This window comes from Actinoplanes sp. L3-i22 (assembly GCF_019704555.1).
GTDB lineage: Bacteria > Actinomycetota > Actinomycetes > Mycobacteriales > Micromonosporaceae > Actinoplanes.
Genome location: NZ_AP024745.1, coordinates 4,245,768 through 4,259,233 on the forward strand (window position 1 = coordinate 4,245,768; position 13,466 = coordinate 4,259,233).

The 13,466-nt window shown below is 72.6% G+C and carries 8 protein-coding genes and 1 pseudogene; 5 read left to right on the forward strand and 4 right to left on the reverse strand.

Annotated elements, in window-relative coordinates; all coding sequences use genetic code 11:
* Window positions 1–2: 2 nt before the first annotated feature.
* From L3i22_RS18660 to L3i22_RS18670, 3 genes are read right to left on the reverse strand one after another with little or no spacing between them, the layout of a single operon-like run.
* Complete coding sequence (locus L3i22_RS18660) at window positions 3–1,334, reverse strand: leucine-rich repeat protein (protein ID WP_221328231.1); 1,332 nt, start codon at window positions 1,332–1,334, stop codon at window positions 3–5.
* Between the two features lie 42 nt (window positions 1,335–1,376).
* A complete protein-coding gene (locus L3i22_RS18665) occupies window positions 1,377–3,053 on the reverse strand; it encodes an RNA polymerase sigma factor (RefSeq protein WP_221328232.1) in 1,677 nt (558 codons plus the stop codon).
* Window positions 3,054–3,100: 47 nt separating this feature from the next.
* Window positions 3,101–4,570 carry an alginate lyase family protein gene (locus L3i22_RS18670; protein ID WP_221328233.1) on the reverse strand — a complete coding sequence of 490 codons (1,470 nt, stop codon included), beginning with the start codon at window positions 4,568–4,570 and terminating at the stop codon, window positions 3,101–3,103.
* A 153-nt stretch (window positions 4,571–4,723) separates the two neighbouring features.
* Between L3i22_RS18670 and nhaA the strand changes: the two genes are divergently transcribed.
* Window positions 4,724–6,013 carry a Na+/H+ antiporter NhaA gene (gene nhaA, locus L3i22_RS18675; protein WP_221328234.1) on the forward strand — a complete coding sequence of 430 codons (1,290 nt, stop codon included), beginning with the start codon at window positions 4,724–4,726 and terminating at the stop codon, window positions 6,011–6,013.
* Here nhaA and L3i22_RS18680 read toward each other — a convergent pair.
* Window positions 6,010–6,834 carry a winged helix-turn-helix domain-containing protein gene (locus L3i22_RS18680; protein ID WP_221328235.1) on the reverse strand — a complete coding sequence of 275 codons (825 nt, stop codon included), beginning with the start codon at window positions 6,832–6,834 and terminating at the stop codon, window positions 6,010–6,012. The genes nhaA and L3i22_RS18680 overlap by 4 nt on opposite strands.
* A gap of 1,130 nt (window positions 6,835–7,964) precedes the next feature.
* Between L3i22_RS18680 and L3i22_RS54620 the strand changes: the two are divergent.
* The 4 genes and pseudogenes from L3i22_RS54620 to L3i22_RS18700 all read left to right on the forward strand — a co-directional run.
* Window positions 7,965–8,234, forward strand: a pseudogene (locus L3i22_RS54620) (carbohydrate-binding protein); the annotation flags it as partial.
* 165 nt (window positions 8,235–8,399) lie between these two features.
* Window positions 8,400–9,344 (forward strand): ABC transporter ATP-binding protein, encoded by a 945-nt coding sequence (locus L3i22_RS18690; RefSeq protein ID WP_221328237.1) that lies wholly within the window; start codon window positions 8,400–8,402, stop codon window positions 9,342–9,344.
* A complete protein-coding gene (locus L3i22_RS18695; protein WP_221328238.1) occupies window positions 9,341–10,684 on the forward strand; it encodes an ABC transporter permease in 1,344 nt (447 codons plus the stop codon). The genes L3i22_RS18690 and L3i22_RS18695 overlap by 4 nt, the downstream gene beginning before the upstream one ends.
* Before the next feature lie 3 nt (window positions 10,685–10,687).
* A complete protein-coding gene (locus L3i22_RS18700; RefSeq protein WP_221328239.1) occupies window positions 10,688–13,411 on the forward strand; it encodes a bifunctional YncE family protein/alkaline phosphatase family protein in 2,724 nt (907 codons plus the stop codon).
* Window positions 13,412–13,466: the final 55 nt, after the last annotated feature.

A 13,466-nucleotide genomic window follows, 5' to 3' on the forward strand; every position in this document is an offset into this window, starting at 1 on the left:
GCTCAGCCCAGCGAGCGAACCGGCAGCGTCGTGATCCCGGAGGGCACGAATCCCGCCCAGGCCGCCGCGCCGCCGGTGTGCAGGATCTGCACCCGGGGGGATCCGGTGAACACCCGGGCGCCCTGCACCGGCGGCCGCGCGCCGAACACCACCCGGGTCAGCGCCGGGTCGCCCGAGATCGAGTCGTCGCGGGCCGCCCGCAACAGCGGCAGGTACAGGGTGCGCAGCCGGGCGAAACCCACGATCGCGTTCTTGTCGATCTCGGTCACCGCAGGCAGCCGCAGCACGGTCATCGCCCCGTTGAGATCGAAGCAGTTGATCCCCAGGTATCGCAGCCGCGGCAGGTTCACCGCGACCAGGGCGTGACTGTCGTTGAGCGCGTTGCGCCCCAGCCGGGTCAGCCGCGGCGCGGTGAAGTACCGCAACCGTGACGCGTCGTCGAAGGCGTAGTCGTCCACCCGCGTGGCCCGCGGCAGGTTGACCTTCGTCAGGTACTGATTGCGCCGGAACGCGTCCCGCCCGACCGTCGTCACGCTGGGCAGATACAAGACCGAGAGCTTTGCGTACGGCCCGTGGCCGAACCCCATCACCCCGATCGTGCGCGCCGCCCGCAGGCTCACGTCGGCGAACCCGTGGTTGCTGAACGCCCCGTCCGGCACCGCGGTCAGGTCGTCCAGGACCAGATGCCGGACCCAGCTGTCCCACCAGCCGTTGAACCACAGGTAGGGAAAGGTCCCGCCGCGCGCGGTCCGCCCGGCGCAGGCCAGCCCGGAGTCCGGCGTGCAGGCCACGCCGCCCTGGATGGTGCGCAGGTTGTAGACGTAGAGCCGGGACAGGTTCGTCAGCCCGAGATCGCGGTGCACCTGCTGCAGGGCGGCCAGATCGGAATCGGTCAGCGCGGTCCCGCCGCTGAGATACAGCGCGATCCCGGTCGCCCCGGCCAGCGCGGCCTTGCGGGCGGCCAGTTCGGCCTTGAGCCGGTGCGTGGTCACGTCGTACCGCAGGGCCAGGGTGCCGGCCGCCAGCCGATGATCGCCGGGCTCGCTGTGCCGGTACACGTACGTCTCGGTGCGCCGCAGATCGGCGTCGCGGGCGAAGACCGGGTCGGCGCCCGGATCACCCGGCGCGCTCGCGGTCGTCGCGACCCCGGCGGCCGGGCTCGTCGCCGCGACACCGGCCGGCGCGCTCGCCGAGACCGAGACCGCGGCCGACGACGGGGCCGTGGGCGACACCGCGGGCGACACCGGGACGCCGCGGGCCACCGGGGCGCCGCCGCACCCGGCCAGGGCGAGCGTGAGAACGGCCGGAATGATCCGGATCGAGATGGCAGACATGCCCCGGTGACCCGGCCGCCCGCTCACGGATAACAAAAACGGTCAGACCCGCGACTGCCGGCGCGCGAGCGCCGGGTCCGCGCCGCGGGTCACGAACTGCGGGACCGGGGCGGCATCGGTGCCGGTGTCGCGAGTCAGGCCGTAGCGCACCGCGCCACCGGCGGCCGGCGCGGTGGTGATGTCATCGACGATCGTCTGCCGGTCGACCAGGTGCACGTACAGGTTGTAGTCCCCGCCGGACTCGCGCTGGGTGAGCGTCACCGTCCCGTCGAGGTAGTAGTACTCGCTCGCCCAGAACTGCTGCACCCCCGTGACCAGCGTCGATGTGCCCTGTTGCGGGTTGCCGAGAAAGGTGTGCCCGGGCGCCTCACCCGGGATCGGGTCGTCCATCCGGTGCCCGCCGCCGGACGCGACGTGGAACAGCTTGCCGCGCAGCCCGCTCCAGGCCGGCGTCACGATCGCGCCGGCGCGCACCTGGAACGGCACCTGCCATTCGGCGCGCAGATAGCCGCGACCGCTGAGCGTGACCCGTTCCCCGCGATGCACCAGGCTGATCACTTCCGGCCGTGGATCGTTGTCGGCGCTGTCGGCGATCCGCAGCGTCCCGGCCGGCCGCCGGGGCAGCGTCGCGGGCCGCCGGTCCTTCGGCGGTGCCGCGTCCACGACGTCCACGACCTGCCCGTAGCGCGGCCCGGCAACGGCGGAGGGCGATGCGGTGGCCGAGGCGGTCGCGACGGCTGCGGGTTCGCTGCTGACCACGACCGGCGCCTGCGGCGCTTTTTGGGCCTCCGGCCGATTTTCGCGTACGACCACGAGCCCGCCCGCCGCGACCACCCCGGCCGCCGCGACCCCCAGGATCAGCTTGACCACCACGGACGTGCCACCGGCGGCCGCGCCCGCGACGGCCCCGCCGGCCGGGGCGAGCAGCTGCCCGGACAGTGCGGCCACCAGCAGTTTCGGCGCCGGGACCAGGCCCAGCCCGGCGAGCAGCCGTTCGGCCGGGATCTGTCCGGTCCACGCCCCGTGGCAGCGCACGCAGTCACGGGTGTGCCGGGCGATCCGCTTGCGCCAGCGTCCGCCGGGCACCCCGTCCCAGCCGCTGACCTCCTCGGCCAGCTGCGGGCAGCGGGGCCGCTCGTCCAGCGCGCCGGTCACCGCGCGGGCGGCGTCGAGCTGGGCGCGCATCCGCTGCACGCGGACCGCGGTGTGCGCGAGCGACAGGCCGATCGCGACGGCCAGCTCGGCCCGGTCGATCTCGCCGGCCGCCTCCAGCCACCACAGCGCGAGCAGTTCCCGGTCGGCCTGGTCCAGCCAGCGGGTCGCCTCGGCCACCCGCCGGCGTTCCCCGGACAGCCCGAGCCGCAGGATGGTCAGGTCGGCGAAGTCGGCGCCGGGATCGGCCGCCTCGGCCGCGTCCTCGATCGGCCCCGCGCGCCCGGCCGACGCCTGCCGGGCGGCGACGCTGTCGCGGATCTCGCGCACCGCGATGGCGATCAGCCAGGACCGGAACCGCTGCGGCTCGCGCAGCCCGGGCAGGCCCCGGACCATCCGGATCATGGTTTCCTGCACCACGTCGTCGACGTCGGCGTGCCCGGACAGCGCCCGCCCGGCCACGTTGTAGAGCAGCGGCAGGTACGCCGCGATCAGCTCGTCGAGCGCCCGCTGATCCCCGGCGCGGGCGGCCACGACCAGCGCCGTGTCGGTCTGCTCGCGCCGCATGCCCCGCTCCCCGTCGTCCCCGGTCATGATTCTGGCCGCCGGACGGATCATCCCTGGTCGCCGTCGCGGCGCCGGGCCCGGCGCACGATCAGCCCACCGGCGAGCGCGGTCGCCAGCGCGCCCGCGCCGATCAGCCCGGGCAGGCCGGCGCCGGTGCTCGCGGCGGCCGGGACCGCGGGCTCGGCGGCCGCGCTGGTCACGACCGGTTCGGCCGGTGCGACAGCCGACGTGGTGGCGGCCCGGCTCGACGGTTTGACGGTGCCGGTGGCCGAGGCCGACGGGGTCGCGCTGGTGCGGGCCGGCGACGCGAGCGAGGTCGCGGCGACCGGCTCCCGGGTGTAGAGCAGCGTGCCGAACCCGAGCGCGTCGAAACCGCCGCTGGCCAGCCCGTAGTCGCCGCCACCGCCCTCGGCCCGGTCGCGCGCCGCGATCGCCGCGACGTTCGGCGCGGCCAGGCCCCGCCGCGACACGTAGTGGTGCAGGATCATCTCCCAGATCGGCCGCACCGAGCCGCGGCCGGCCGCGGCGATCACGGTCTGCTCGCGCGGCGCGCAGTTCTGCCCGTTGCCCCATCGGTAGGTGGTGAACGGCACGTCGCGGCCCAGGTTGTAGCGGGCCACGTACTCGGCGCCCTTGAGGAACCGGTCGTCGTCGTGACCGTACAGGTCGATGCCCTGGTTGAAGGCCATCTCGCAGATGCTGGCCAGCAGCCCCACGCCCATCAGCGAGTGCCCCTGGTCGCGGCCGCTCTCCTGCCACTGCCCGAGCGCGCCGTGCAGGATCGGCACCGCGTTGCCGATCGCCCCGTTGCCGGCACCGCCGCGGGCGTAGGCGACCGCCCGGTCCACCAGCGCCCGGTCGTCGCAGAGGATGCCGATCGCCAGCACCGACGCGATCGTGCACAGATCCCAGTTCGCCCAGTAGTTGGTGATGCACGCCCCGTTGTGATGGGCCAGGAAGTCCTCGTTGAGCGGCAGGAACACGGTGCGCAGCAGCCGCTGCGCGCGGGCCAGGTCGAACCCGTCGTAGCCGCGCATCAGCTCGGCCGCGTTGGCGAACTGGTAGCCGTAGATGCCGGCGGCCAGGAACCGGTCGGCGTTGCCGGTGACCGTGGTCAGCGTCCGCGACCAGGCGTTGAGGATGTCGCGGGCGGCGTCACCGTGCGCGCGCTCGCCGCTGATTCGCCAGCGCAGCGCGTTCTGATACGCGGCGTGCACGTCGCGGTAGAAGTGCACGTAGTCCTGCCCGGTCCCGCCCCGGACCACGGTCGCGGTGGCCAGCGGCGGCCAGGTGCTGCGCGCGTGCGGGTTGGCGGTCAGCCGCTGCCAGCCCGCGGTCACGACGGCGTCCCCGGCGGCCAGCCGGGCCTGGATCCGTACAAAATCCGCCTGGGTGTGCAACATCCCCGGGTGCCGCATCGCCGCGGCGGCGCTCGCTCCCGCCGCGGGACCGGCCGCCGCGCCCGCCGCCGCCAGCCCGATCGTGGAGAGAAATGCCCGCCGGCTCACCATCGCCATGTCGCTGCCCACCTTCGCCGAAGATCCGATTCGAGCGGAGACCCCGGCCACGACGCCGGGATAACAGAAACGCCGCCGGTAGGCTGAGATCGGTGCGCCGGGAAGTCTGGTCGGCAACGGAACCTGATCCGACGGTAGAAACGGGAGCCGCTCGTGCCGGACACACCCCGCTCGGTCCCGAGGCTGTTCGGCCGGGGCACCTGGGCCGAGGCCCGCCGCGTCGCCGACGTGCTGCGCAAGGAGACCGTCGGCGGCATGCTGCTGCTGGCCGGCACCCTGATCGCGCTGACCTGGGCGAACTCACGCTGGTCGAGCGGGTACGCGACGATGACCGGCTTGCGGATCGGGCCGGCCGCGCTGCACCTGGACCTGACGCTGGCCACCTGGGCGGCCGACGGCCTGCTGGCGATCTTCTTCTTCGTCGCCGGGCTCGAGCTCAAACGCGAGTTCGTCGCCGGCGACCTGCGCGACCCGCGGCGCGCGGCGGTGCCGGTGGCCGCCGCGGCCGGCGGGGTGATCGTGCCGGCGCTGGTCTACACGCTGGTCAATCTGGGCGGCGAGGTCCGCGGCTGGGCGATCCCGACCGCCACCGACATCGCGTTCGCGCTGGCCGTGCTCGCCGTGATCGGCCGCTGGCTGCCGTCCGGGCTGCGCACGTTCCTGCTCACCCTGGCCGTGGTCGACGACCTGCTGGCCATCGTGATCATCGCGGTGTTCTACACCGCGCACCTGTCGGTGCTGCCGCTGCTGGCCGCGCTGGTGCCGCTCGGGCTGTTCACCGTGCTGGTGCAGCGGCGGGTGCGGTCCTGGTGGCTGCTGCTGCCGCTGGCGTTCGCGGCGTGGGCGCTGGTGCACGCGTCCGGGGTGCACGCGACGGTGGCCGGGGTGCTGCTCGGGTTCGCGGTGCCGGTACTGCGCTCGCACCGCGCGCCCGGTCCCGGCCCGGGCCTGGCCGAGCACTTCGAGCACCGGTTCCGGCCGATCTCGGCCGGGTTCGCGGTGCCGGTGTTCGCGCTGATGTCGGCCGGCGTGACGATCGGCGGCTTGCACGGGCTGGCCGCCGCGCTCAGCGACCCGATCGCGGTCGGCGTGATGGCCGGGCTGGTGGCCGGCAAGCCGATCGGCATCCTGCTCGCCACCTGGCTGACCGCCCGGTTCACCCGGGCCGAGATCGACGACGGGCTGGCCTGGATCGACGTGGCCGGGCTGGCGGTGCTCGGCGGGATCGGGTTCACCGTGTCGCTGCTGATCGGCGAGCTGGCCTTCGGTGCCGGTGACGCCCGTGACGATCACGCGAAGGTGGCGGTGCTGATCGGGTCGCTGACCGCGGCGCTGCTGGCCACGGTGGTGTTGCGGATGCGCAACCGGACCTATCGCCGGTTGTACGAGGCCGAGCGGGTGGACCGCGACGGCGACGACATCCCGGACGTCTACCAGAGTTAGAGGATCGACATCGGGTCGGGCGGGAACAGGTCGTGACCGGCCCAGGGATCGACCGCCTCCGGGTATTCGGACTTGGCCGCCGGCTCGACCCGCTGGGTCGCCGCCGCGGCCGGCTCGATCCGGGTGGGCGGCATCTCGGCCCGGGTGGGTGGCGTCTCGACCCTGGTGGGCGGCATCTCGACTCGGGTGGGCGCGGGCTCGACCCGGGTGGGAGCCGGCGCGGGTGCCTCGATGCGGGTCGGCGCCGGCTCGATGCGGGTGGGTGCCGGCTCGGCCGCGACCGGCGGTGGGGGAGTGGGGGTGGCCAGCAGTTGCGAGGCGGTGGCGTGCTCCTGTTTCAACCGGGCCCGGGTCGACTCGAAGACCGCTCCCGTCAGGCCGGCGAGGGGCTCGTCCTGCCAGAGCCCGAGCACCTGGTGCACGGCCACGACCGCGGTGTCGAGGTTGCCGGTCTGGTGCTCGGCCCGCGCCTGCGCGAGGGCCATCCGGAACTGGGCCGCGTCGATCGACCGCTCGTCGACCCGCAGCAGGTAGCCACCGTCGGTCAGGGTCAGCAGCGAGGTGCGTTCCGGGTCGAGGGCCTTGCGCAGCCCGCCGATGCACCGCTGCACCACGTCGACGCCGTTGGGTGGCGGGTCGCCGTCCCACAGCGCTGACACGAGGCGCTCGATCGGTACGGGCTTGCCGGTGCGCAGCAGCAGGATGGCGAGCACCGCCTGCTGCAGCCGGGAGCCGAGGTCGACCGGCTGCCCGTCGCGGTAGGCGCGGACGGGACCCAGGATCTCGAACCGCAGGGCGACCGATGGCGGGCCGTCGGTCATCGTGAGTGTCCCCATCATGCGGTTCGGGTGGTCACGGGCAGCTTAGCGATGGGCTCCGCCGTACACCCCAGGGGTTTGGCCCTTGAAGTTGAGCCAATCACCTGAGCGCATGACATCTGTCATGGGTTCGACACGGTCGTGTCAATTAGGAAACTTTATTAAAGATGCGCATGCGTCGATCCCCCTTGGAGATCCCCATGAAAAGACTGCTCGTCGCCGCGGCCGGTGCCGTGGCCCTGGTCGCCGGCGGGATCGCGGTGGCCGGCCAGGCCGACGCCGCGACGCTGGCCAGCAACTGGTACGCCTCCGCCCCCTACCTGATGCCGTTCGACAACAGCCCGCCCGACCCGGTCGAGGTCATGAACGCCACCGGGCAGAAGGCGTTCCAGCTCGCCTTCATCCTGGCGCCCAACGGCGGCGGCTGCACGCCCACCTGGGACGGCACCCGGTCGGTGGCCGACGACAGCACCGCGACCGCGCTGATCGCCAAGATCCGCGCCAACGGCGGCGACGTCAGTGTCTCGATCGGCGGCTACGGCGGCACCAAGCTCGGCCAGACCTGCGGCACCCCGGAGGCGACCGCGGCCGCCTACCAGCAGGTGGTCACCAAGTACGGCCTCAAGGCGATGGACTTCGACCTGGAGGAGCCGGAGTACGAGAACACCGCGGCCGTGCACAACGAGGTCGGCGCCGCGCGCATCCTGCAGAACAACAACCCCGGCCTGTACGTGTCGATCACGACGGCCGGGACCGCGGCCGGCACCGGCTGGTTCGGCACGCAGATGCTGCTGGAGGCCAAGTCGCAGGGCTTCACCCCGGCCAACTACTCGATCATGCCGTTCGACGGCGGGTTCAACGGCGGCAGCTCGCAGACCGCGGCGCTGGAGGCGTTCCACACGCTGCTGATGAACACGTTCGGGTGGGACAGCGCGACCGCGTACGCCCATGAAGGTATTTCCCAGATGAACGGGCGCAGCGACGCCGGCGAGTACTTCCGGCAGGCCGACTTCCAGACCACCCTGGACTACGCGCTCAACCACAAGCTGGCCCGCTACACCAACTGGTCGGTCAACCGGGACCGCCAGTGCGCCGACCCGAACCAGAGCACCACCTCCGGCACCTGCAGCAGCGTGCCGCAGACCGCGTGGGAGTTCACCAAGTACTCGGCCCGCTTCGCCGGCGCCACCCCGCCCACCTCGACGCCGTCGGCGACCGCGACCACCAGCGCCCCGCCGACCGGCACCTGCACGATCGCGGCGTGGAGCGCGACGGCGGTCTACACCCAGGGCAACCAGGCCAGCCAGAACGGCCACAAGTACACCGCGAAGTGGTGGACCCAGGGCGAGTCGCCGGCCACGCACAGCGGCCAGTGGGACGTCTGGGCAGACAACGGCACCTGCTGATTTTTTTTAGGCCGCTCGCCCACGCCCCTCCCGGCGTGGGCGAGCGGCGTCTCATCGACCGGGACGGATGTCGCCCGCCGTTCCGCGAGCGTTCAACCAGTGGTTCACGACTGTGACATGCATCTATACCTACGGTTTGTGGGAGCCGATTTAGGGAGACGCATGGGCACACTGCTCGCGGTCCGGGCGCGCGGGATCATGAAGTGCTTCCGCGAGGTCGTCGCACTCGACGGTGTCGATCTCGATGTCGGGTACGGGCAGATCCACGGCCTGGTCGGGCCGAACGGCGCCGGCAAGACCACCCTGCTCGGGCTGCTGCTGGGCCTGTCGGTCGCCGACCGCGGCAGCATCGAGATGCTGGGTGCGCCGGTCCGGCGGGTGCTCGACGCGCCCGACGGGGTCGCCGGCTTCGTCGACGGTCCCGGCCTGTACCCGACGTTGACCGCCCGCCAGAACCTCGCCGCCCTGGCTCGGCTGCGCGGTCTCGGCCCCGATACGGCCGGGATCGACGACGTGCTCGGCGAGGTCGGGCTCACCGACGTCGCCGACGACCGGACCCAGGGCTTCTCCCTGGGCATGCGTCAGCGGCTCGGGCTCGCCGCGGCCCTGCTGACCCGGCCCCGGCTGCTGGTGCTCGACGAGCCGTCCAACGGCCTGGACCCGACCGGCAAACGCGACGTCCACCGGGTCCTCACCCGGCTCGCCGCGGACGGGGTGAGCGTCGTGCTCTCCAGCCACCGGATGGACGACGTCGAGGCACTGTGCTCCGAGGTCACCATCCTGGCCGCCGGCCGCGTCGTGTTCTCCGGGCCCCTGGGCAAGCTGGCCGCGGAGAACAGCGTGCTCGACTACCGGGTGGTCACCGCCGACCCGCCGGCCGCCCGCCGGGCGGCAGCGGAGACGGCCGGGATCGCCGTGCTGAACGACGGCGACGTGCTGATCGTGCGCACCCGGGTGTCCGCGCTCGACGACCTGGTCGTCCGGCTGGTCCGGGACAGCATCGCGATCCGCGAGCTCGCCCCGGTCGTCTCGCCGCTGGAGGCGGCGTTCCTCGCCCTGACCGGCAGCGAAGCCGACGCCCTGACCGACCGCGAGGCCGCCCGATGACCGCGACCGTGGCGGCCGGAGTGACCCGGCGCGTCCCGATCGCCCGTGCCTACCGCTTCGAACTGGTCAAACTGATCTCCCAATGGCGGATCCGGATCCTGCTCGGCGCCTGCTGGATCGCGCCGGCGCTGTTCGTGGCCGCCGTGAGCCGGCAGAGCACCCTGCCGGTCGACACCCTGTTCGGCCGGTCGATGCTCGCCACCGGATGGGCCGGGTCGCTGGTGACGCTCGGCTTCGCCGGCACCTGGGCGCTGCCGCTGCTGACCTCGGTCGTGGCCGGCGACGTGTTCGCCGCCGAGGACCGCCTCGGCACCTGGCGCCACCTGCTGATCGCGGTGCGCTCGCCGCGGCGGATCTTCGTGGCCAAGACCCTGGCCAGCCTGACCGTCATCCTGTCGCTGGTGGCCGGGCTCGCGGTGTCCAGCACGGCCGGCGGCCTGCTCGCGGTCGGCGACCAGCCACTGATCGGCCTCGACGGTCACCTGCTCGGGCCGGCCGACGCCGCCGGGACGGTGCTGCTGGCCTGGCTCTGCGTGCTCGCGCCGACGCTCGCGCTGGCCGGGATCGGCCTGCTCGGCTCGGTCACGCTGGGCCGCTCCCCGATGGGGCTGCTGCTGCCCGCGCTGGTCGCGCTCGCGTTCCAGCTGGCCCAGATGCTGCCGCTGCCGGTCACGGTGCGGATGGCCCTGCCGGGCTACGCCTTCATCTCCTGGTACGGGCTGTTCACCCGCCCGTACCAACTGGCCCCGCTGCTGATCGGCGTGGCCGTCAGCCTGCTGTGGTCGGCGCTCGCGACCCTGCTGGCCTACCTGATCTTCGTGCGCCGCGACTTCACCGGCCTCGGGTACGAGGGCGGGGCCCGCCGGGCGGTCACCGCCGGGCTGCTGCCGATCGCCGGCCTGCTGGCGGTGACCGTCGCGGTGCTGGCCACGACGACCGGAGCGACCACCTCCGGGATCGACCAGGACAAGGTGCAGCGCTCGATCGCCACCGCGTTCGCCCACCTCTACCGCCTGCAGACCGACCAGCTCAACCGGCCACCGGTGACCGAAGAACAGCTGCGGACCACGGCGGCGTGCACCAGGGGCGGCGGCCGGCTCGACCCGATCGGAGCGGGCAACGACTGGCGGTGCGTCGTCGCCTGGCATCTGCCCGGCACCGAGGCCGCCGGGCAGGCCATCTACCAGCTCGACCTCACCCCCGACGGGCGCTACATGGCCGATGGTGACGGGCCCAAGGAAGTCAACGGCTACTTCCTGGTCCGCACCCCGGCCGGGGACGCCCCCAACCCGCTCTGGCAGTTCGACGGCAACGTCGACCTGCTTCCCGCGAAGGGATAGACAATGCAGGTAAAACGCGTACGACGCCCGGTCGCCCACCGGAGCCGGCTGGTCGCCGTCACCGCGGGCGTCACCGCCCTGGTCCTCACCGGCGGGGGAGCCGCCTTCGCCGCGACCTACCAGTTCGGCACCGACCAGGTCGGCCAGCTCACCCGGCGCGGTCAGGTGGTCTCCGCCGACCAGTACCTCGATCCGATCGGCACCCGCCTCGTCATCAACAACGGCAAGATCATGTCGTCGGTGGTGAGCCCGGACGGCACCCACCTCGCCGCCGCGGTCGCCGACGGCGGGATGGCCCTGGCCATCGTGGACCTGAAGAGCTGGAAGGTGCAGCAGCTGATCGGCAACAACGCCGCGGCGGACCTGCGGATCAGCGGTAACGACGTGGGCCAGGAAGGCCCGGTGTACTCGCCGGACGGCACGCAGCTGTGGCTGGGCCAGGCCGACGGCTACCGCCGATTCACCGTCAATCCGGACGGCACCCTCGCCGCCCCGGTGTTCGTCGCGATCCCGGCCGACAGCGGCAAGCGGGCGCTCGCCGCCCAGGCGGTGTTCTCGCCCGACGGCGCCACCGTCTACGGCGCGGTCAACGGCCAGAACCGGGTCGTGGCCATCGACGCGGCGACCGGGACCGTGCGGCAGAGCTGGCCGGTGGGCATCGCCCCGCGCGACCTGGCCCTGGCCGGCGACCGGCTCTACGTCAGCAACGAGGGCGGCCGTACCGCCCGGGCCGGTGACACCACGATCAACTCGTACCAGACCCCGGTGCCGGCCGACCCGGTGACCGCCGCCACCACGACCGGCACCGTCAGCGTCATCGACCTGGCGAACCCGGCCGCCGCGGTCGCCAGCATCGGCGTCGGACTGCACCCGACCGCGCTGTACGCCAACGGCCGGGCGCTGTTCGTCACCAACACGGCCAGCAACGACGTGTCGGTCATCGACACCGCGCGCGACACCGTCGTGCAGACCATCGCCACCCAGCCGTGGCCGGAGGCGTCGGTCGGCTACGAGCCCGACGCGGTGACCCTCACCGGCGACGGGCACCTGCTGGTGACGCTCGGCCGGGCCAACGCGATCGCGGTCTACCGCTACGTCAGCCCGCTCGAGCCGGTCAGCTACGTGGGCCTGCTCCCGGCCGACTACTTCCCCGCCGAGATCGCCACCGTCGGCAACGAGGTGCTGGTCTCGAACACCCGGGGCATCGACGCGCGCCGGCCCACCACCAAGGCCGGGCACGGCACCCACGACACCACGTCGAGCCTGGTGCGCTTCACGCTGCCGAGCGATCGGGTGATCCGGGCGTCGACCGCGAAGGTGTTCGCCCAGAACGGCTGGACTCCCGGATCGGTCGCCGTGGTCCGCGGGCATGCCACCGCGAAACCGGTGCCCGTGCCGGTCCGGCTCGGTGACCCGTCGACCATCAAGCACGTCTTCCTGGTGGTCAAGGAGAACCGCACGTACGACCAGGTGCTCGGCGACGACGCCCGCGGCCTGGGTGATCCGGCCCTCGCCGAGTTCGGTGCGAACGTGACACCCAACCAGCACGCCCTGGCGCAGCAGTTCGGGCTCTTCGACAACACCTACGACATCGGCACCAACTCGGCCGAGGGACACAACTGGCTGATGCAGGCCGACGACCCCGAGTACACCGAGTCCTCGGCCGGCGAGTACATCCGCAGCTACGACACCGAGGACGACGCGCTCGGCCACCAGCGCACCGGGTTCATCTGGACCGGCGCGCAGGCCGCCGGCCGGACCGTGCGCGACTTCGGTGAGTTCCACCAGTTCCTGACCAAACCGGCCGGGGCGACCTGGCAGAACCTGTACTGCGACACCAGGAACATGACCGCGACCGGGGCGGACACGGCGTACCCGATGGTCTCGTCCTCGCCGATCCCGTCGTTGAACAGTGTCTCGGTCGCCGGGTTCCCGAAGTTCGACACCGACGTGCCGGACATCTACCGCTACGAGATCTGGAAGAAGGACTTCGCCAAGAACGGGCCGGCCGACCTGAACATGTTCTGGTTCTCCAGCGACCACACCGGCGGCCCGCCCAACGCGGCCGCCCAGGTCGCCGACAACGACCTGGCGGTCGGCAAGCTGGTCGACACGATCTCGCACAGCAAATACTGGAAGGACTCGGCCATCTTCGTGGTCGAGGACGACTCGCAGGCCGGCCTCGACCACATCGACGGCCACCGGGCGCCGATCCAGATCATCAGCCCGTACGCCCGGCGCGGTCTGGTCGACAACCACTACTACTCGCAGATCACGATGATCCGGACCATCGAGCAGATCCTCGGGATCCACCCGATGAACCAGAAGGACAGCGCGGCCACCCCGATGCGCGCGGCCTTCACCACCAAACCCAAATTCACGCCGTACGTCGTACTGCCCAACCGCACGTCGCTGACGCTCGGGCTGTCCACCCTGCCGCCCTGCGGCGCGGACGTCCCGGCGCCGGCCGACGTGAATGCCGCGCCGGTCCCGACCGGAACGGTCCCGGCCGCCCAGCAGGCGGTCGCGGCCCAGTGGGAGGCGTGGAAGTCGCGGCAGCGGCTGACCGGCCCCGGCGCCCGCGCCGACTTCGCGAACCCGGCCCAGATGAACCACTTCACCTGGTACCAGTCGCATGACTGGCGAACGCCGTACCCCGGGGAGAAGGCCATCGTCGCCCCGGCGAGCGTGCCGGGCGCCAACCTCCCACCGGCCGAGACCGACTGACGCCGGGCGCGGGCGGCACCGGATCGTTTGCCGCGTTGACAGACCCTCCGAGATC

Excerpts from the sequence above, each read along its gene's own strand:
- L3i22_RS18690 (WP_221328237.1), top strand. The coding sequence starts at position 8,400 with ATGGGCACACTGCTCGCGGTCCGGGCGCGCGGGATCATGAAGTGCTTC.
- L3i22_RS18680 (WP_221328235.1), bottom strand. The coding sequence starts at position 6,834 with ATGACCGACGGCCCGCCATCGGTCGCCCTGCGGTTCGAGATCCTGGGT.
- L3i22_RS18660 (WP_221328231.1), bottom strand. The coding sequence starts at position 1,334 with ATGTCTGCCATCTCGATCCGGATCATTCCGGCCGTTCTCACGCTCGCC.
- L3i22_RS18670 (WP_221328233.1), bottom strand. The coding sequence starts at position 4,570 with ATGGCGATGGTGAGCCGGCGGGCATTTCTCTCCACGATCGGGCTGGCG.
- L3i22_RS18695 (WP_221328238.1), top strand. The coding sequence starts at position 9,341 with ATGACCGCGACCGTGGCGGCCGGAGTGACCCGGCGCGTCCCGATCGCC.
- L3i22_RS18665 (WP_221328232.1), bottom strand. The coding sequence starts at position 3,053 with ATGCGGCGCGAGCAGACCGACACGGCGCTGGTCGTGGCCGCCCGCGCC.
- L3i22_RS18700 (WP_221328239.1), top strand. The coding sequence starts at position 10,688 with ATGCAGGTAAAACGCGTACGACGCCCGGTCGCCCACCGGAGCCGGCTG.